General features: G+C 48.0%; 29 protein-coding genes. 1 reads left to right on the top strand and 28 read right to left on the bottom strand.

Translation table 11 applies throughout. The features are described from left to right. The first annotated feature begins 13 nt into the window (after window positions 1-13). Window positions 14-2,842, top strand: a complete 2,829-nt coding sequence (gene uvrA, locus G517_RS0109550; RefSeq protein WP_028304226.1) for an excinuclease ABC subunit UvrA — start codon at window positions 14-16, stop codon at window positions 2,840-2,842. 170 nt (window positions 2,843-3,012) lie between these two features. On the opposite strand, the gene rplQ is transcribed toward uvrA, so the two are convergent. The 28 genes from rplQ to rpsJ form a co-directional block, all read right to left on the bottom strand. After that, window positions 3,013-3,390, bottom strand: coding sequence for a 50S ribosomal protein L17 (rplQ, locus tag G517_RS0109545; protein WP_028304225.1), 378 nt, complete (start codon window positions 3,388-3,390; stop codon window positions 3,013-3,015). Window positions 3,391-3,423: 33 nt separating this feature from the next. Beyond that, on the bottom strand, window positions 3,424-4,425 hold the full coding sequence (locus tag G517_RS0109540; protein ID WP_028304224.1) for a DNA-directed RNA polymerase subunit alpha: 1,002 nt from the start codon (window positions 4,423-4,425) through the stop codon (window positions 3,424-3,426). A 40-nt stretch (window positions 4,426-4,465) separates the two neighbouring features. Next, the gene (gene rpsD / locus G517_RS0109535) at window positions 4,466-5,086 is read right to left on the bottom strand and encodes a 30S ribosomal protein S4 (protein WP_028304223.1); all 621 of its coding nucleotides are present in this window, start codon (window positions 5,084-5,086) and stop codon (window positions 4,466-4,468) included. Between the two features lie 13 nt (window positions 5,087-5,099). Next, a complete protein-coding gene (gene rpsK / locus G517_RS0109530) occupies window positions 5,100-5,486 on the bottom strand; it encodes a 30S ribosomal protein S11 (RefSeq protein ID WP_028301439.1) in 387 nt (128 codons plus the stop codon). A gap of 32 nt (window positions 5,487-5,518) precedes the next feature. Continuing rightward, the gene (gene rpsM, locus G517_RS0109525; protein ID WP_028304222.1) at window positions 5,519-5,875 is read right to left on the bottom strand and encodes a 30S ribosomal protein S13; all 357 of its coding nucleotides are present in this window, start codon (window positions 5,873-5,875) and stop codon (window positions 5,519-5,521) included. Between the two features lie 121 nt (window positions 5,876-5,996). Then, complete coding sequence (gene rpmJ / locus G517_RS0109520; RefSeq protein ID WP_028304221.1) at window positions 5,997-6,110, bottom strand: 50S ribosomal protein L36; 114 nt, start codon at window positions 6,108-6,110, stop codon at window positions 5,997-5,999. 21 nt (window positions 6,111-6,131) lie between these two features. Continuing rightward, window positions 6,132-7,463, bottom strand: coding sequence for a preprotein translocase subunit SecY (secY, locus tag G517_RS0109515; protein WP_028304220.1), 1,332 nt, complete (start codon window positions 7,461-7,463; stop codon window positions 6,132-6,134). Further along, complete coding sequence (rplO, locus tag G517_RS0109510) at window positions 7,463-7,897, bottom strand: 50S ribosomal protein L15 (protein ID WP_028304219.1); 435 nt, start codon at window positions 7,895-7,897, stop codon at window positions 7,463-7,465. The genes secY and rplO overlap by 1 nt, the downstream gene beginning before the upstream one ends. A gap of 2 nt (window positions 7,898-7,899) precedes the next feature. Then, window positions 7,900-8,082: a 50S ribosomal protein L30 gene (gene rpmD, locus G517_RS0109505; protein WP_036591057.1), complete on the bottom strand. Its 183-nt coding sequence runs from the start codon at window positions 8,080-8,082 to the stop codon at window positions 7,900-7,902. A 2-nt stretch (window positions 8,083-8,084) separates the two neighbouring features. Beyond that, complete coding sequence (gene rpsE, locus G517_RS0109500; RefSeq protein ID WP_028304217.1) at window positions 8,085-8,585, bottom strand: 30S ribosomal protein S5; 501 nt, start codon at window positions 8,583-8,585, stop codon at window positions 8,085-8,087. A gap of 11 nt (window positions 8,586-8,596) precedes the next feature. After that, window positions 8,597-8,947 carry a 50S ribosomal protein L18 gene (gene rplR, locus G517_RS0109495; RefSeq protein WP_028304216.1) on the bottom strand — a complete coding sequence of 117 codons (351 nt, stop codon included), beginning with the start codon at window positions 8,945-8,947 and terminating at the stop codon, window positions 8,597-8,599. Window positions 8,948-8,956: 9 nt separating this feature from the next. Beyond that, entirely contained in the window at window positions 8,957-9,487 is a 531-nt protein-coding gene (rplF, locus tag G517_RS0109490; RefSeq protein WP_028304215.1) for a 50S ribosomal protein L6, read from the bottom strand. A 9-nt stretch (window positions 9,488-9,496) separates the two neighbouring features. Continuing rightward, complete coding sequence (gene rpsH, locus G517_RS0109485; protein ID WP_028304214.1) at window positions 9,497-9,889, bottom strand: 30S ribosomal protein S8; 393 nt, start codon at window positions 9,887-9,889, stop codon at window positions 9,497-9,499. Between the two features lie 27 nt (window positions 9,890-9,916). Next, a complete protein-coding gene (rpsN, locus tag G517_RS0109480) occupies window positions 9,917-10,222 on the bottom strand; it encodes a 30S ribosomal protein S14 (protein WP_028304213.1) in 306 nt (101 codons plus the stop codon). Between the two features lie 10 nt (window positions 10,223-10,232). Continuing rightward, window positions 10,233-10,772: a 50S ribosomal protein L5 gene (gene rplE / locus G517_RS0109475; protein WP_028304212.1), complete on the bottom strand. Its 540-nt coding sequence runs from the start codon at window positions 10,770-10,772 to the stop codon at window positions 10,233-10,235. 17 nt (window positions 10,773-10,789) lie between these two features. Further along, window positions 10,790-11,107 (bottom strand): 50S ribosomal protein L24, encoded by a 318-nt coding sequence (gene rplX, locus G517_RS0109470; RefSeq protein WP_028304211.1) that lies wholly within the window; start codon window positions 11,105-11,107, stop codon window positions 10,790-10,792. A 17-nt stretch (window positions 11,108-11,124) separates the two neighbouring features. Beyond that, window positions 11,125-11,493 (bottom strand): 50S ribosomal protein L14, encoded by a 369-nt coding sequence (gene rplN, locus G517_RS0109465; protein WP_028304210.1) that lies wholly within the window; start codon window positions 11,491-11,493, stop codon window positions 11,125-11,127. Window positions 11,494-11,546: 53 nt separating this feature from the next. After that, window positions 11,547-11,813, bottom strand: a complete 267-nt coding sequence (gene rpsQ, locus G517_RS0109460) for a 30S ribosomal protein S17 (RefSeq protein ID WP_028304209.1) — start codon at window positions 11,811-11,813, stop codon at window positions 11,547-11,549. A gap of 1 nt (window position 11,814) precedes the next feature. Then, on the bottom strand, window positions 11,815-12,006 hold the full coding sequence (rpmC, locus tag G517_RS0109455; protein ID WP_028304208.1) for a 50S ribosomal protein L29: 192 nt from the start codon (window positions 12,004-12,006) through the stop codon (window positions 11,815-11,817). Continuing rightward, window positions 12,006-12,416: a 50S ribosomal protein L16 gene (gene rplP / locus G517_RS0109450; RefSeq protein ID WP_028304207.1), complete on the bottom strand. Its 411-nt coding sequence runs from the start codon at window positions 12,414-12,416 to the stop codon at window positions 12,006-12,008. The genes rpmC and rplP overlap by 1 nt, the downstream gene beginning before the upstream one ends. A 10-nt stretch (window positions 12,417-12,426) precedes the next feature. Next, window positions 12,427-13,107 (bottom strand): 30S ribosomal protein S3, encoded by a 681-nt coding sequence (rpsC, locus tag G517_RS0109445; RefSeq protein ID WP_028304206.1) that lies wholly within the window; start codon window positions 13,105-13,107, stop codon window positions 12,427-12,429. 11 nt (window positions 13,108-13,118) lie between these two features. Further along, complete coding sequence (rplV, locus tag G517_RS0109440) at window positions 13,119-13,451, bottom strand: 50S ribosomal protein L22 (RefSeq protein ID WP_028304205.1); 333 nt, start codon at window positions 13,449-13,451, stop codon at window positions 13,119-13,121. A gap of 17 nt (window positions 13,452-13,468) precedes the next feature. Beyond that, window positions 13,469-13,744 (bottom strand): 30S ribosomal protein S19, encoded by a 276-nt coding sequence (gene rpsS, locus G517_RS0109435; RefSeq protein ID WP_028304204.1) that lies wholly within the window; start codon window positions 13,742-13,744, stop codon window positions 13,469-13,471. Window positions 13,745-13,766: 22 nt separating this feature from the next. Then, a complete protein-coding gene (gene rplB / locus G517_RS0109430) occupies window positions 13,767-14,594 on the bottom strand; it encodes a 50S ribosomal protein L2 (protein WP_028304203.1) in 828 nt (275 codons plus the stop codon). Window positions 14,595-14,610: 16 nt separating this feature from the next. After that, window positions 14,611-14,907, bottom strand: a complete 297-nt coding sequence (gene rplW / locus G517_RS0109425; protein ID WP_028304202.1) for a 50S ribosomal protein L23 — start codon at window positions 14,905-14,907, stop codon at window positions 14,611-14,613. Then, entirely contained in the window at window positions 14,904-15,512 is a 609-nt protein-coding gene (gene rplD / locus G517_RS0109420; protein WP_028304201.1) for a 50S ribosomal protein L4, read from the bottom strand. The genes rplW and rplD overlap by 4 nt, the downstream gene beginning before the upstream one ends. 11 nt (window positions 15,513-15,523) lie before the next feature. Then, window positions 15,524-16,165 carry a 50S ribosomal protein L3 gene (gene rplC / locus G517_RS0109415; RefSeq protein ID WP_028304200.1) on the bottom strand — a complete coding sequence of 214 codons (642 nt, stop codon included), beginning with the start codon at window positions 16,163-16,165 and terminating at the stop codon, window positions 15,524-15,526. 113 nt (window positions 16,166-16,278) lie between these two features. Further along, window positions 16,279-16,590, bottom strand: coding sequence for a 30S ribosomal protein S10 (gene rpsJ / locus G517_RS0109410; RefSeq protein WP_028304199.1), 312 nt, complete (start codon window positions 16,588-16,590; stop codon window positions 16,279-16,281). Between the last annotated feature and the right edge of the window lie 81 nt (window positions 16,591-16,671).

Below are 16,671 nucleotides of genomic sequence, written 5' to 3'. Positions count from 1 at the left end.
CAGCGGAAGGTCCATGGATAAGATACTGGTTCGCGGTGCACGTACTCATAACCTGAAAAACATCGATATCGATATCCCTCGTGACAAGTTAGTGGTAATTACAGGTTTGTCCGGTTCGGGCAAATCTTCCTTAGCGTTCGACACCCTTTATGCAGAAGGGCAGCGACGTTATGTAGAATCACTTTCCACCTACGCCCGTCAATTTCTATCGATGATGGAAAAGCCCGATGTTGATCATATTGAAGGTTTGTCACCGGCAATCTCTATAGAACAGAAATCTACCTCTCATAATCCACGCTCGACCGTAGGCACGATCACCGAAATCTACGATTATCTTCGGTTGCTCTTTGCCCGGGCAGGAACGCCTTATTGCCCAACCCACAGCCTTCCCTTGGAAGCGCAGGAGGTCAGCCAAATGGTTGATCACGTTTTAGCTCTGCCCGAGGGCAGTAAGCTAATGCTGTTGGCTCCCGTGATTAGAGGGCGTAAAGGCGAGCACCTCAATCTACTGGGCGAACTACGTAGCCAAGGTTTTGTCCGCATCCGTATCGACGGCAAAGTGTATGAGCTAGACGATGTTCCCGCTTTAGATAAGAACAAGAAACACAATTTAGATGTCGTCGTCGACCGCATCAAAGTCAGAGAAGATCAGCAACAGCGTTTGGCCGAGTCCTTTGAAACGACCCTGCAACTCGCCGATGGTTTAGCCATTGTTCATTTTATGGAAGAAGAGCGGCCTGATATTAGCTTCTCCTCAAAATTTGCCTGCCCAGAATGCGGCTACGCTATTCAGGATCTAGAGCCACGCCTGTTTTCGTTCAACAACCCTGCCGGTGCATGCCCAACCTGTGATGGCTTAGGCTCACACCAGTTCTTTAATCAGGACAAGCTAATCACCAACCCAACCCTAAGCCTTGCCGAAGGTGCTATTCGAGGTTGGGACCGAGGTAGTGTTTATTACTTCTCTATGCTGGCATCCGTCGCTAAGCAGTTCGGTTTTAAACTTGAAACCCCTTGGCAGGAACTGGCGTCAGAGCATCAACAATTAGTTTTGCAGGGTAGCGGCAGTACCAACGTTGAGTTTGTTTATATCAACGACCGAGGCGACAAGGTGACACGCTCTCACTCTTTTGAGGGTGTTATCCCTAATATGGAGCGCCGTTATCGGGAAACTGAATCTCAGATGGTACGGGAAGAGCTGTCAAAATATTTGAGCGTACAACCCTGCCCGAGTTGCCATGGCGCGCGCCTACGAGAAGAAGCCCGTCATGTCAGTATTGCCGATAAGCATATTCAAGATATTGTCCGTATGCCCATTGGCGATGCATTTAACTACTACAGTCAGCTAGAACTTGAAGGTCGTAAAGGTGAGATTGCTGAAAAAATATTGTCAGAAATTCGCCAACGACTGCAATTTCTTGTCAACGTAGGGCTGGATTATTTAACCCTTGAGCGCAGCGCTGAAACGCTCTCCGGTGGTGAGGCCCAGCGTATTCGCCTAGCCAGCCAGATTGGCGCGGGTCTTGTTGGCGTCATGTATATTCTCGATGAACCATCTATTGGTTTACACCAGCGAGATAACGAACGCTTAATTCAAACCCTGACACACCTAAGGGATCTAGGTAATACGGTTATTGTTGTTGAGCATGATGAAGATGCAATCCGAAGCGCGGATTACTTGCTCGATATCGGCCCTGGCGCAGGAGTACACGGCGGTCAAATTATCGCCGCTGGTACGCCAGAAGAGGTTATTGCAAACCCTAATTCCATCACTGGCCAATATCTCAGCGGCATCAAAGAGATCCCTATTCCTAAATTTCGTATTCCAGCCCATCCAGAGCAACAACTTAAACTGAAAGGGGCTAGCGGCAACAACTTAAAAAATGTCGATCTGACCATTTCAGCCGGGCTATTAACCTGTATCACAGGCGTTTCAGGCTCGGGAAAATCAACATTAATCAACGGCACTCTTTATCCGTTGCTCGCCCGTGAGCTAAACCGAAATACCACACTAACACCTGCGGCCTATGATGCCATTGAAGGCTTAGATCTCTTCGATAAAGTCATTGATATTGACCAAAGCCCTATTGGCCGCACGCCTCGCTCAAACCCTGCCACGTACACCGGATTGTTCACACCGATTCGGGAGCTGTTTTCAGGCACACAGGAAGCTCGCTCTAGGGGCTACAAGCCGGGGCGCTTTAGTTTTAATGTTAAAGGGGGTCGCTGCGAAGCCTGCCAAGGGGATGGCCTTATTAAGGTTGAGATGCACTTCCTACCGGATATCTATGTTCCTTGTGATGTATGCAAAGGCAAACGCTACAACCGAGAAACTCTAGAAGTCCGATACAAGGGTAAAACCATCCATGAAGTGCTCGATATGACCATGGAAGATGCCTTAGAGTTCTTTAGTGCCGTTCCCGCCCTAGCACGAAAACTACAAACCCTGATTGATGTCGGCTTGTCTTATATTCGACTGGGGCAAAGTGCGACAACACTTTCAGGCGGTGAAGCCCAACGGGTGAAGCTTGCTAAAGAATTATCTAAGCGAGACACCGGAAAAACGATCTATATTCTGGATGAGCCAACAACAGGGCTTCATTTTGCCGATATTCAGCAGCTACTAACCGTACTACAGCGGCTAAGAGATCATGGAAACACATTGGTTGTTATCGAACATAACCTTGATGTGATCAAAACCGCAGACTGGTTGATTGATCTAGGGCCAGAAGGTGGTAGTGGTGGTGGAGAAATTATTGCAGAGGGTACGCCAGAGCAACTGGCTAAGGTAGAGCACTCTCATACCGCTCGATTCTTAGAACCATTGCTGAAGAAGCGCTAACGGCGCTATTCTCTCAAGAAATTTGCCGATCTTCGCTCAAGAATAAAAGCCACACAGTTCAATGTGTGGTTTTTTTTCGCCATATCAAAATGAAAATGATTAATAAAATAGAAAAATAAAAGCAAAAAAAAACCGGCCATAAGGCCGGTTTTTGGGAAGAAGGTAATAGTTTACTCTTCTTCAGCTGCTACTGGACGATCTACCAGTTCAACGTACGCCATTGGCGCGTTGTCACCTGCACGGAATCCACATTTTAAAATGCGAACATAACCGCCAGGACGATTCTGGTAACGAGGACCAAGATCAGTAAACAGCTTACCTACAGCTGCATCAGAACAAGTACGAGCAAAAGCCAAACGGCGGTTTGCTACAGAGTCGTTCTTAGCCAAAGTAATCAGCGGCTCAATATGGCCACGTAGTTCTTTAGCTTTAGGCAGTGTAGTTTTAATCAGTTCATGTTCAACCAGCGATATAACCATGTTTTTGAACATGGCTTTACGGTGTGAACTATTACGATTAAATTTACGACCACTCTTACGATGACGCATTTTTCAGTTCCTTACCAAACCGTGATGATCGAATTAGGCGGAAGCCTTATCGTCACCCTTCAAACTTGCTGGCGGCCAGTTTTCCAACCGCATGCCTAGAGACAGGCCACGTGAAGCTAGAACATCTTTGATTTCAGTCAGAGACTTTTTACCAAGGTTCGGAGTCTTCAGTAGCTCTACTTCAGTGCGCTGGATCAGGTCACCAATGTAGTAAATGTTCTCGGCTTTCAGACAGTTTGCTGAGCGAACAGTCAATTCTAGATCATCAACCGGACGCAGAAGAATTGGATCAATTTGATCTTCCTCTTCCTCAGGTTCTTGCTCTTTGTCAGTCTCAAGATCAACAAAGGCAGCCAACTGCTCCTGAAGGATAGTCGCAGAACGACGAATCGCTTCTTCAGGATCTAAAGTGCCATCAGTTTCAAGATCGATAATCAGTTTATCAAGGTCTGTACGTTGCTCAACGCGAGCGCTTTCTACAACGTAAGACACACGACGTACCGGGCTGAAGGTCGCATCCAGCTGTAGACGGCCAATAGAACGGCTTTCATCTTCAGGAGATTGGCGTGCATCTGCCGGCTCATAACCACGACCACGTTGAATACGAAGCTGCATTTTAATCTCAGCTGCGTCATTCAAGTGAGCGATTACGTGCTCAGGATTAACGATTTCAACATCATGATCCAGCTGGATATCTCCAGCCGTCACTGCACCAGGACCTTTCTTATTCAGCGTCAGTACAGCTTCATCGCGGCCGTGCAAAAGAATTGCAACATCTTTAAGGTTAAGAAGGATCTCAATGACATCCTCTTGAACACCTTCAACCGCACTGTACTCATGCAGAACGCCTTCGATCTCTACTTCTACTACAGCACAACCCGGCATAGAAGATAAAAGAATACGACGTAGCGCATTACCTAGAGTGTGACCATAGCCACGCTCAAATGGTTCGAGAATTACTTTCGCACGAGTAGCGCTTACTTCTTCGACCTTGATTTCGCGTGGACGTAGAAATTCTGTCACTGAACGCTGCATAGAACTACCTTTACTTAGCTGCCAGATGAATACTCAGAGATTACTTGGAGTACAGTTCAACAATCAGGCTCTCGTTGATATCAGCGGAGATTTCAATACGCTCAGGTTTAGACTTGAACGTGCCTTCCATCTTCTTGCTGTCAACATCAACCCACTGTACGTCAGTACGCTGAGATGCAAGTTGCAGTGCGTTCTGGATACGCAACTGGTTCTTAGCTTTCTCACGAACTGCAACAACATCACCTGCTTTAACTTGGTAAGAAGCGATGTTCACCGTGCGGCCATTTACCTGGATAGCCTTATGGCTAACAAGCTGACGTGCTTCAGCGCGAGTGGAGCCAAAGCCCATACGATAAATAACGTTGTCCAGACGACTTTCCAGAAGCTGAAGCAGGTTTTCACCTGTAGCGCCTTTAAGGCGAGCAGCTTCTTTATAGTAGTTACGGAACTGTTTTTCTAGAACGCCATACATACGACGAACTTTCTGCTTTTCACGAAGCTGCAGACCGTACTCAGACAAACGTCCACGACGCTGACCATGCTGGCCAGGAGCCGTTTCTGATTTACACTTATTATCAAAAGCAGTTACGCCGCTTTTCAAAAATAAGTCTACGCCCTCACGACGTGAAAGCTTACACTTAGGGCCAATATAACGAGCCATCTAATCCGCCTCCTTACACACGACGTTTCTTGGGTGGGCGACAACCGTTGTGCGGAATAGGTGTCACGTCAGTAATGTTGCCAACTTTGAAGCCAGCAGCGTTAAGTGCACGGACAGCAGATTCACGACCTGGTCCTGGGCCTTTAACTAGAACATCAACGTTTTTAACACCATATTCGGCTGCTGCCGTTGCAGCACGTTCACTAGCTACTTGAGCTGCGAACGGGGTACTCTTACGAGAACCACGAAAACCCGAACCACCGGCAGTTGCCCAAGATAGGGTATTGCCCTGGCGGTCAGTAATCGTAACAATCGTATTGTTAAAAGATGCGTGGATGTGTGCAACACCGTCCACTACAGTCTTTTTAACTTTTTTACGGTTACGTGCTGGGTTAGCCATAATGTATGTTTCCTGTAAAAAGCTTCACAAGATTACTTGCGAATCGGTTTACGCGGCCCTTTACGAGTACGCGCGTTAGTCTTGGTGCGCTGACCGCGAACGGGAAGGCTACGACGATGACGCAAACCACGATAGCAACCAAGGTCCATAAGACGCTTGATATTCATGCTAATTTCGCGGCGCAGGTCACCTTCAACAGTGTACTTGCCTACCTCGTTACGAACTAGATCCAAAACATCTTCAGACAGTTCAGCAATCTTAATGGTAGGCTCAACACCTACTGCAGCAAGAATGCTTTTAGCAGTGGTTCCACCAATACCATAGATATAGGTCAGCGAGATCACCGCATGCTTATTGTCGGGAATATTGACACCTGCAATACGGGCCATTCAGCTATCTCCGATATACGAGCAATCGCTCTTTCAGTTTATTATCCACGAAGGGCGCAAAAGAATACTCCTTGATATCAGAAATATCAAGGAGTATCGCCTTTCGTAACCCAAGGCCAGGTTAACCCTGACGTTGTTTGTGCTTAGGCTCTGTACAGATCACACGTACAGCGCCGCGGCGACGAATGATCTTGCAGTTACGGCAGATCTTTTTTACGGATGCGCGAACTTTCATCACCAACTCCAGTTTCAGGTTTTAGCGCAGCATGCCGCCGCTACCATAACCTTTCAAGTTCGATTTTTTCATCAAGGACTCGTACTGATGGCTCATAAGATGCGACTGCACCTGCGCCATAAAGTCCATGACCACGACTACAACAATCAGCAGGGACGTGCCGCCAAAGTAAAACGGTACACTCCAAGCAACTACCAAGAACTGTGGCATCAAAGACACAGCGGTGATGTACAACGCGCCAAACAATGTTAGGCGAGACATCACACCATCAATATAGCGAGCTGAGTGCTCCCCAGGTCGAATGCCAGGAATAAACGCACCTGATTTTTTCAGGTTGTCAGCGACATCTTTGGGGTTGAATACCAGCGCTGTATAAAAGTAGCAGAAGAATACAACACTGAGCGCAAAAAGCAAGATATACAACGGTTGACCTGGCGCTAAAGCTAAAGAAGCCTCTTGAAGCCATGCCATACTTTCACTTTGTCCGAACCACTGACCGATCGAGGCAGGGAACAACAAGATGCTAGAAGCAAAGATAGGCGGGATAACACCAGCCATATTCACTTTCAGCGGCAAATGACTCGACTGTGCAGCAAAAACCTTACGGCCTTGCTGACGCTTTGCATAATTTACAGTAATGCGGCGTTGACCACGCTCCATAAATACAACAAAAGCTACAGTAAGCACTGCCAAAACAGCAATCGCTAGCAGAGCCAGGATATTGATATTATCCTGACGCGCCTGTTCGAATGACTGGCCAATGGCACCTGGCAAACCTGCAACAATACCGGCGAAAATCAGAATGGAAATACCATTACCGATACCGCGCTCTGTTACTTGCTCACCGAGCCACATCAGGAATATCGCACCTGAGACCAAGGTTACAACTGCCACGAAGTAGAAGCTGAAATCCGCCGCAAATGCGACGCCTTGGCTAGCAAGACCAACTGCCATACCAATCGATTGCACCGTTGCCAACACGACTGTGCCATAACGGGTATATTGATTGATTTTACGACGGCCAGACTCCCCTTCTTTCTTGAGTTGTTCAAGAGAAGGGGAAACAACCGTAAGCAGCTGCATGATAATCGAGGCAGAGATATAAGGCATAATGCCTAGAGCCAAGATACTCATACGTTCGAGAGCACCACCTGAGAACATGTTAAACAAGCTCAGGATAGTGCCTTCACTCTGCTGAAACAAAGCAGCCAGTCTGTCAGGATTGATACCAGGAACAGGGATATGAGCGCCTATGCGGTAAACCACAATAGCGATAAACACGAATCGCAAGCGAGACCAAAGTTCCGCGAGTCCTTTTTGTGCTCCTGCTGGTACTGATCCTGATTTAGCCATTACTCTTCGACCTTTCCGCCTGCGGCTTCAATTGCTGCACGTGCGCCTTTAGTTACTTCTAGGCCACTTACAGTAACTGCCTTGTCAATCTCGCCAGATAAGATAACGCGAACACGTTCGATATTATCTTTGATGATATCCGCTTGCTTAAGCGCAGCAATATCAATCACAGCGGCATCAACTTTAGCCAGTTCGTGTAAACGAACTTCAGCTTTAAATGCAGCTTGACGAGAAGTAAAACCAAATTTAGGCAGACGACGCTGCAAAGGCATTTGACCGCCTTCAAAACCAGGCTTTACAGAACCGCCGGAACGGGATTTTTGACCTTTGTGACCACGGCCACCAGTCTTACCTAGACCGCTACCGATACCACGACCAACACGTTTTTTTGCTGGTTTGGAACCCGGAGCTGGGCTTAGAGTATTCAGATTCATGATTACTCTCCCTCAACGCGTACAAGGTAATTAACCTTGTTGATCATGCCGCGAACGGATGGTGTATCTTCCAGCTCAACTGTGTGGCCGATACGACGCAGACCTAGACCTTTTACACAAAGTTTGTGCTTAGGCAGGATGCCGATCGGACTACGGGTAAGAGTTACCTTAATTTTTGCCATGATTCCTACCCCAGGATTTCCTCAACAGTCTTGCCACGCTTAGCCGCTACATCTTCAGGAGCGTTCATGTTCGCCAGACCTTTAACAGTCGCACGAACAACGTTCACTGGGTTTGTAGAGCCATAGCACTTAGCTAGAACGTTTTGTACACCAGCAAGCTCTAGTACAGCACGCATCGCGCCACCAGCAATTACACCGGTACCTTCAGATGCTGGCTGCATGTAAACCTTAGAAGCACCGTGACGGGCTTTTACAGGATACTGCAACGTATTGCCATCTAGCTGAACTTGCACCATGTTACGGCGAGCTTGTTCCATTGCTTTTTGAATAGCAACAGGAACTTCGCGAGCTTTACCGCGGCCAAAGCCTACACGGCCATTGCCATCACCTACGACAGTTAGAGCTGTGAAGCCGAAGATACGACCACCCTTAACTACCTTGGCGACACGGTTTACCTGAACTAAACGTTCCTGTAGCTCACCGCCTTTCTGTTCAATATTCGCCATCGCTTTTACCCTTAGAATTCCAGACCGCCTTCACGGGCAGCATCTGCCAGCGCTTTTACACGACCGTGATACTTATAGCCGGAGCGATCAAATGCAACCTTAGTTACACCTGCTTCTTTTGCGCGTTCAGCAATCAGCTTGCCTACTTTGCCTGCCGCTTCAACGTTACCCGTTGCGCCATCACGCAGAGATGCATCAACAGTAGATGCAGCAGCCAGAATCTGGCCGCCGTCTGGGCTGATGATTTGAGCATAAATGTGACGCGGGGTACGGTTCACACACAGGCGGTGTACGCCGAGCTCACGCATTTTGGCACGTGCACGACGCGCGCGACGTAAACGAGACTCTTTTTTAGCGCTCATAACCCTGCCTTACTTCTTCTTAGCTTCTTTGCGACGTACTTGCTCGTCCGCATAGCGGATACCTTTGCCTTTATATGGCTCAGGTGGACGGTAAGCACGAATCTCTGCAGCAACCTGGCCAAGTAACTGTTTATCAGCACTTTTCAGTACGATTACAGTATTGCTTGGAGTCTCAGCGCTCACACCTTCAGGTAATTTATAATCTACCGGGTGAGAGAAACCTAGAGACAGACTCAGTTCACTGCCCTTAGCCTGAGCACGGTAACCAACACCATTGATGTTCAGTGTCTTAGTGAAACCTTCACTTGCACCCACAACCATGTTATTGATCAAGGCACGAGCGGTACCCACCTGTGCCCATGATGCTTTATCAGACGCCGGGGCAAAGGTCAGCACGTTATCGTTTTGTTCAACTGCTACGTCTTGATGCAGTTCAATGCTTAGCAAACCAAACTTGCCCTTTACAGACACAGTACGGCCGCTAAGAGCGAACTCAACACCACTCGGCAGTTCAACAGGACTTTTTGCTACCCTGGACATTTCGATCTCCTAGAATACGGTGCAGATGACTTCGCCACCAACACCGGCTTGGCGTGCTGCGCGATCAGTCATAACACCTTTAGAGGTGGACACAATCGCTACACCCAAACCACCTTCGATCTTCGGCAAAGCACCAACGCCTTTATACTGACGTAAGCTTGGCTTACTAACACGCACGATTTTTTCAATAACCGGCTTGCCTTCGAAGTACTTAAGTTCAACATTCAGTGAAGGCTTCACGTCACCATCAACAGAATAACCTGTGATGTAACCTTCTTCCTTCAACACGCGTGCTAGCTCAACCTTCATTTTAGATGAAGGCATAGAAACAGTTTCTTTAGCTACCATTTGTGCGTTACGGATACGAGTAAACATATCCGCCAGTGTGTCTTGCATGCTCATTAGGTTCGCGCTCCTAAATATACGCGGTTACCAGCTTGCTTTACGCAGGCCAGGAACATCACCACGCATGGCAGCTTCACGCAACTTGATACGGCTTAAGCCGAACTTGTTGTAGAAGCCATGCGGACGACCAGTCACACGACAGCGATTACGCTGACGTGCTGGGCTGGAGTCACGTGGCAGTTTCTGCAGCTGTTGCTGTGCTTCCCAGCGATCTTCTTCCGAAGTCGCAGGGTTAGCAATCAGAGCTTTTAACTCAGTACGCTTTTCAGCGTACTTCTGTACCAGCTTAGCGCGCTTTGCTTCGCGCTGAACCATACTAACTTTAGCCATGATCCTACCCTTATTTCTTGAACGGGAATTGTAAAGCACTTAAAAGCGCTAAACCTTCCTCGTTAGTTCCGGCCGTGGTAGTGATAGTGATATCTAAACCGCGGATACGATCAACTTTGTCATATTCAATTTCAGGAAAGATGATCTGTTCACGAACACCCATACTGTAATTGCCACGACCGTCGAACGATTTCGGGTTCAGACCACGAAAGTCACGAACACGCGGAATAGAAATGTCTACCAGACGATCCAGAAACTCCCACATACGATCAGCGCGCATAGTCACCTTACAACCGATCGGCCAACCTTCACGTACTTTAAAACCAGCAACAGACTTGCGGGCCAAAGTTACGATCGGCTTTTGACCGCTCAATTGCTCAAGGTCTACCAATGCACTATCAACTAGCTTTTTATCGCTAGTTGCATCGCCGATACCCATGTTAAGAGTCACTTTAGTGATGCGGGGAACCTGCATCACATTTTTGTAGCCAAACTGCTCTTGCAACTTGGCTACAACTTCTGACTTATATAACTCTTTCAGTCTCGCCATGATGTTACCTGACTCGCTTAGGCGTCGATCTCTTTCTGGGTCGACTTGTAAATCCGAACCTTGGAACCATCTTCCAAGACCTTGAAACCAACGCGATCAGCTTTATTGGTTTCATTGTTGTAAATGGCAACATTTGAGGAATGGATGGGCGCTTCGCGCTCAACAATACCACCTTGTGTACCTAACATCGGGTTTGGCTTGGTGTGACGTTTAACCATATTCACACCAGAAATGACAATGCGACCATCTTTAAGAACACGCTTAATGGTGCCACGCTTGCCTTTATCCTTACCCGCAATGACGATTACCTCGTCTTCACGTTTAATCTTACGCATAGCCGGTCTCTCGCTCCCTATAGCACTTCAGGTGCCAAGGAAATAATCTTCATGAACTTTTCGCCGCGCAGTTCACGTGTTACCGGGCCGAAAATACGGGTCCCGATAGGGGCATCGTTCGCATTCAGCATTACTGCTGCATTACCATCGAAACGGATCACTGAACCGTCTGGACGACGAATACCCTGACGTGTACGAACTACCACAGCCTTCAGGACTTGACCTTTTTTAACCTTACCGCGAGGAATTGCTTCCTTAACGGTAACTTTGATGATGTCACCAACTCGTGCATAACGACGCTTAGAACCACCAAGCACCTTAATACACATAACACGACGAGCGCCGCTGTTGTCGGCCACATCAAGCATGGTTTGCGTTTGAATCATCGGTTCTTCTCCAAACCAAATACGCTAACTAAACTTCGATTTATGCCTGGAGCTTAAAGCTCTACAGCACGCTCATCGATGCTCACCAAAGTCCAGGTCTTTGTCTTAGAAATCGGACGGCATTCCTGGATCGTTACTACATCACCCATGTTTACAGAGTTATCTGCATCATGTGCATGTAATTTGGTCGAACGGCGGACATACTTACCATAGATGGGGTGTGCTACACGACGCTCAACCAGTACAGTGATGGACTTATCCATCTTGTTACTTACCACTTTACCGGTAACAGTACGGGTATTATTTTCTGTCTCAGCCATCTTAGTTACCTGCTTTTTCATTCAGCAAAGTCTTAACGCGAGCGATGTCACGACGAACCTGTTGCAGCAAGTGAGTCTGGTTCAACTGACCAGTACCTTTCTGCATACGCAGGTTGAATTGATCACGAAGCAGGCTTTGCAGCTGCTCGTTGAGCTCTTCAACAGACTTTTCACGCAGTTCTGCTGCTTTCATTACATCACCGTCCGCTTAACAAAGGTGGTTGACACAGGGAGCTTTGCAGCTGCCAGTGCAAATGCTTCACGAGCCAGCTGTTCAGTCACCCCTTCCATCTCGTAAAGGACACGGCCTGGTTGAATCTGGCAAACCCAGTATTCAACATTACCCTTACCTTTACCTTGACGCACTTCTAGAGGCTTACCAGTGATCGGCTTATCTGGAAAAATACGAATCCAAATTTTACCACCACGCTTGATGTGACGCGTCATTGTACGACGTGCCGCTTCAATTTGGCGTGCGGTAATACGGCCGCGACCTGTTGCTTTCAGACCGAACTCACCGAAGCTCACATTATGTCCGCGAGCCAGACCGCGATTGCGGCCCTTCATCATCTTGCGGAACTTGGTACGCTTTGGCTGTAACATTGTCTATCTCCTACTTGCCTTTTTTCTTAGGCGCGTTCTGCTTCGCACGAACTTCTTCGATGCCGCCTAGGATCTCGCCTTTAAAGATCCAGACTTTTACACCGATCACACCATAAGTGGTGTGCGCTTCAGCAGCCGCGTAGTCAATGTCAGCACGCAGCGTATGCAGAGGCACACGGCCTTCGCGATACCATTCTGAGCGTGCAATTTCAGCACCACCTAGACGTCCAGAAACCTGGATCTTGATACCCTTGGCACCAAGACGCATAGCATTTTGAACTGCGCGCTTCATAGCACGACGGAACATAACACGACGCTCTAGCTGGCTTGATACAGATTCTGCAACAAGCTTGCCGTCTAGTTCAGGCTTACGAACTTCTTCAATGTTGATATGTACTGGCACGCCCATCATTTTAGTGACTTCGTTGCGTAGTTTTTCAACATCTTCGCCTTTTTTACCAATCACGATGCCTGGACGGGCAGTGTGAATAGTAATTCGAGCATTCTGAGCTGGGCGCTCAATCTGAATACGGCTTACGGAAGCCTGTTTCAGACGCTTCTGCAGGAACGCACGTACCTGAAGATCATTATTCAGATTATCTGCGTAGTCACTACCTTCTGCGAACCACGTAGAACTGTGATCTTTAACAATACCCAGTCGAATGCCAGTTGGATGTACTTTCTGACCCATCTGGTCGTCTCCTACTTATCTGCTACCTTAACCGTGATATGGCAAGTGCGCTTAAGAATGCGATCAGCACGGCCTTTGGCACGTGGTCTGATGCGCTTCATGGTCATACCTTCATCAACAAAAACTGTTGATACGCGCAGCTCGTCGATATCCGCACCTTCATTGTGCTCGGCATTGGCAATGGCTGATTCAAGAACTTTCTTAACCAGTGCCGCAGCCTTTTTCGGGCTGAAGGTTAGCAGATTCAGTGCTTCTGCTACTGGGAGTCCGCGAACCTGGTCAGCTACCAAACGCGCCTTCTGTGCGGATAAGCGAGCACCCCGTAATTTAGCGGCTACTTCCATCTCTTATTCCCCTCGGCTTAACGCTTGGCTTTCTTGTCTGCTACGTGACCGCGATAGGTACGAGTAGCAGCGAATTCACCCAGCTTGTGACCTACCATCTCTTCAGAGACAAGTACAGGCACGTGCTGGCGACCGTTATGAACTGCAATGGTCAGACCTACCATCTCAGGTAGGATCATGGAACGGCGAGACCAAGTCTTAATTGGACGACGCTCGTTTTTTTCCAGTGCAGCTTCAACCTTCTTCAACAGATGCAGGTCTATAAATGGACCTTTTTTCAGTGAACGTGGCACAGCTGTATCCTCTTAATAACTGTTACTTAGAACCGCGACGACGGACGATAAGTCGATCAGTACGCTTGTTCTTACGTGTCTTATGACCTTTAGTCGGCACACCCCATGGGGTTACTGGATGACGACCACCAGAGGTACGACCCTCACCACCACCGTGTGGGTGATCAACAGGGTTCATTGCAACACCGCGAACAGTTGGACGAACACCACGCCAGCGTTTAGCACCTGCTTTACCCAGGCGACGCAAGCTGTGCTCAGAGTTACCAACTTCACCCAGAGTTGCACGACATTCAACCAGTACTTTGCGCATTTCACCAGAACGCAGACGAAGTGTAGCATAAGTACCTTCGCGAGCGACTAGCTGAACTCCAGCACCAGCAGAACGTGCAATCTGTGCACCTTTGCCTGGTTTCAGTTCGATACAGTGAATAACACTACCAACTGGGATATTACGCAGTGGTAGAGTGTTACCCGCTTTAATCGGAGCACCAGCACCTGACTGTACAGCATCGCCCGCTTTCACACCTTTAGGTGCAATAATGTAACGACGTTCACCGTCAGCATACTTCAGCAGTGCAATATGCGCCGTACGGTTCGGATCGTATTCAATACGTTCAACAGTCGCTGGAATACCATCTTTATTACGACGGAAATCAACCAGACGATAGTGTTGACGATGACCACCACCAATATGGCGAGTGGTAATACGACCGTTATTGTTACGACCGCCAGTCTTTTGTTTCTTAGTCAGCAGCGGTGCATAAGGAGCACCTTTGTGCAGATCACTGTTAACTACTTTAACAACGTGGCGACGACCTGCTGATGTGGGTTTAGATTTAACAATAGCCATTGTCCCAACTCCTCGCTTATTCAGCGCCAGCAAAGTCGATTTCTTGACCTTCCGCTACAGACACATACGCCTTGCGGAAACCTTTACGACGACCAATACCACGGGCAGTGCGCTTAGTTTTACCTTTAACGTTTACGGTGCAAACACCGGTAACGCTAACTTCAAACAATTGCTCAACTGCTTTTTTAATTTCTGGTTTAGTCGCGTCGGCAGCTACTTTAAATACGTACTGATTATTTACATCAGCAACGATAGCCGCTTTCTCAGAAACATGAGGTCCTAGTAGAACCTTGAAAATGCGCTCTTGGTTCATCCCAGCTTCTCCTCGAACTGACGCAGAGCAGGTACAGTTACCAGCACTTTTTCATAAGCCACTAAACTTACCGGGCTCGCTGCTGCAACATCAACAACTTCTACGTTAGGGATGTTACGCGCTGCCAGGAACAAGTTAGTATCAACGTCTGAAGTTACGATAAGAACTTTACCAAGTTCCATCTCTTTCAGTTTGTTCACCAGAATTTTAGTCTTTGGCGCATCAACAGTAAACGCTTCTACTGTAACTAGACGGTCTTGACGTACTAGTTCAGATAGGATGCTGCGCATTGCTGCACGATACATCTTTTTGTTTACTTTCTGCTCAAAGTTCTGAGGCTTCGCTGCGAAAGTTGTACCACCGGAACGCCAGATAGGGCTACGAATAGTACCCGCACGTGCGCGACCAGTACCTTTCTGACGCCATGGTTTAGCGCCACCACCACTCACTTCTGAGCGGGTCTTCTGTGCACGAGTGCCTTGACGGGCTGCTGCCAGATACGCAGTAACAACTTGGTGAACAAGAGCTTCATTATACTCTTTACCAAAAGTTGCTTCAGATACTTCTACGGTACCCGCTGCTCCGCCTGCAAGATTCAGATTCATTCTCTTACCCCTTAGCCGCGAGCTTTAACTGCTGGACGAACGATAACTTGACTACCTGGAGCACCAGGAATACCGCCTTTAACCAGCAGCAAATTACGTTCTGCGTCAACACGAACAACTTCCAGACTCTGAACAGTTTTACGCTCAGCACCCATATGTCCGGCCATTTTCTTACCTTTGAAAACGCGACCTGGGGTCTGACACTGTCCAATGGAACCTGGAGCACGATGGGAAAGAGAGTTACCGTGCGTAGCATCTTGGGTACGGAAGTTCCAACGCTTAACAGCACCTTGGAAACCTTTACCCTTGGAAGAACCAGTCACGTCAATCAATTGACCAGCTTCAAAGAGGGATACGTTCAGTTCGCCGCCAACTTCTGGTGATTCATCACCTTCCGCTAGACGAAACTCAACAAGACCTTTACCAGCTGCAACACCCGCTTTCGCGAAGTGACCTGCCTCTGCTTTGGTCAGATGCTTTGCCTTACGCTCACCAGTAGTTACCTGGATAGCGGCATAGCCGTCTTTTTCAAGTGTACGAACCTGTGTTACACGGTTTGGAGAAACCTCAATAACAGTTACAGGTACGGATACACCATCTTCGGTAAATACGCGGGTCATACCGCTTTTCTTACCGACAAGACCGATAGTCATATTTCGACTCCTTAGTGTACGGGGCTGTCACCCGCTATGGCTGCACTTTTCATTGCATTCCACTTATAAATTGTGTGTCGTCTCGCGACGAGCGCCTAATTTAGATTTGGCAATTAGCCAAGACTGATCTGCACATCAACACCAGCAGCCAGATCCAGCTTCATCAACGCATCAACTGTTTTTTCAGTTGGCTCTACGATGTCAAGAACACGTTTGTGCGTACGAATTTCGTACTGGTCACGCGCGTCCTTGTTCACATGCGGAGAGATCAACACAGTGAAACGCTCTTTGCGGGTCGGCAGCGGGATTGGACCATGCACCTGAGCACCAGTACGCTTTGCAGTATCAACAATCTCCTGCGCGGACTGATCGATCAGACGATGATCGAATGCTTTCAGACGAATACGAATTTTCTGGTTTTGCATTCCAAAAACCCCAGTTGGAAACGAGCGTAATGAGCTCACCCTTGATAAAAAGGAAGCGCATTGTAAGAGGAGGGAAATCAG

It is taken from the genome of Oceanospirillum maris DSM 6286, assembly GCF_000422865.1.
GTDB classification, from domain to species: Bacteria; Pseudomonadota; Gammaproteobacteria; order Pseudomonadales; family Halomonadaceae; genus Oceanospirillum; species Oceanospirillum maris.
Note: the sequence above shows the minus strand (reverse complement) of the source record. Positions and strands in the feature narration are given on the sequence as shown.

Coding starts and splice junctions, on each gene's coding strand:
- rplE (WP_028304212.1), bottom strand. CDS start 10,772: ATGGCGAGACTGAAAGAGTTATATAAGTCAGAAGTTGTAGCCAAGTTG.
- G517_RS0109540 (WP_028304224.1), bottom strand. CDS start 4,425: ATGCAGCGTTCAGTGACAGAATTTCTACGTCCACGCGAAATCAAGGTC.
- secY (WP_028304220.1), bottom strand. CDS start 7,463: ATGGCTAAATCAGGATCAGTACCAGCAGGAGCACAAAAAGGACTCGCG.
- rplR (WP_028304216.1), bottom strand. CDS start 8,947: ATGAGCGCTAAAAAAGAGTCTCGTTTACGTCGCGCGCGTCGTGCACGT.
- rpmJ (WP_028304221.1), bottom strand. CDS start 6,110: ATGAAAGTTCGCGCATCCGTAAAAAAGATCTGCCGTAACTGCAAGATC.
- rplO (WP_028304219.1), bottom strand. CDS start 7,897: ATGAATCTGAATACTCTAAGCCCAGCTCCGGGTTCCAAACCAGCAAAA.
- rpsK (WP_028301439.1), bottom strand. CDS start 5,486: ATGGCTAACCCAGCACGTAACCGTAAAAAAGTTAAAAAGACTGTAGTG.
- rplF (WP_028304215.1), bottom strand. CDS start 9,487: ATGTCCAGGGTAGCAAAAAGTCCTGTTGAACTGCCGAGTGGTGTTGAG.
- rplV (WP_028304205.1), bottom strand. CDS start 13,451: ATGGAAGTAGCCGCTAAATTACGGGGTGCTCGCTTATCCGCACAGAAG.
- rpsQ (WP_028304209.1), bottom strand. CDS start 11,813: ATGGCTGAGACAGAAAATAATACCCGTACTGTTACCGGTAAAGTGGTA.
- rpmC (WP_028304208.1), bottom strand. CDS start 12,006: ATGAAAGCAGCAGAACTGCGTGAAAAGTCTGTTGAAGAGCTCAACGAG.
- rplQ (WP_028304225.1), bottom strand. CDS start 3,390: ATGCGTCATCGTAAGAGTGGTCGTAAATTTAATCGTAATAGTTCACAC.
- rpsH (WP_028304214.1), bottom strand. CDS start 9,889: ATGAGCATGCAAGACACACTGGCGGATATGTTTACTCGTATCCGTAAC.
- rpsJ (WP_028304199.1), bottom strand. CDS start 16,590: ATGCAAAACCAGAAAATTCGTATTCGTCTGAAAGCATTCGATCATCGT.
- rplC (WP_028304200.1), bottom strand. CDS start 16,165: ATGACTATCGGTCTTGTCGGTAAGAAAAGCGGTATGACCCGCGTATTT.
- rplN (WP_028304210.1), bottom strand. CDS start 11,493: ATGATTCAAACGCAAACCATGCTTGATGTGGCCGACAACAGCGGCGCT.
- rpsE (WP_028304217.1), bottom strand. CDS start 8,585: ATGGCGAATATTGAACAGAAAGGCGGTGAGCTACAGGAACGTTTAGTT.
- rplP (WP_028304207.1), bottom strand. CDS start 12,416: ATGTTACAGCCAAAGCGTACCAAGTTCCGCAAGATGATGAAGGGCCGC.
- uvrA (WP_028304226.1), top strand. CDS start 14: ATGGATAAGATACTGGTTCGCGGTGCACGTACTCATAACCTGAAAAAC.
- rplX (WP_028304211.1), bottom strand. CDS start 11,107: ATGCGTAAGATTAAACGTGAAGACGAGGTAATCGTCATTGCGGGTAAG.
- rpsM (WP_028304222.1), bottom strand. CDS start 5,875: ATGGCCCGTATTGCAGGTGTCAATATTCCCGACAATAAGCATGCGGTG.
- rpsC (WP_028304206.1), bottom strand. CDS start 13,107: ATGGGTCAGAAAGTACATCCAACTGGCATTCGACTGGGTATTGTTAAA.
- rpsN (WP_028304213.1), bottom strand. CDS start 10,222: ATGGCTAAAGTTAGTATGGTTCAGCGCGAAGCAAAGCGCGCTAAGCTG.
- rpsD (WP_028304223.1), bottom strand. CDS start 5,086: ATGGCTCGTTATATTGGCCCTAAGTGTAAGCTTTCACGTCGTGAGGGC.
- rplD (WP_028304201.1), bottom strand. CDS start 15,512: ATGAATCTGAATCTTGCAGGCGGAGCAGCGGGTACCGTAGAAGTATCT.
- rplB (WP_028304203.1), bottom strand. CDS start 14,594: ATGGCTATTGTTAAATCTAAACCCACATCAGCAGGTCGTCGCCACGTT.
- rplW (WP_028304202.1), bottom strand. CDS start 14,907: ATGAACCAAGAGCGCATTTTCAAGGTTCTACTAGGACCTCATGTTTCT.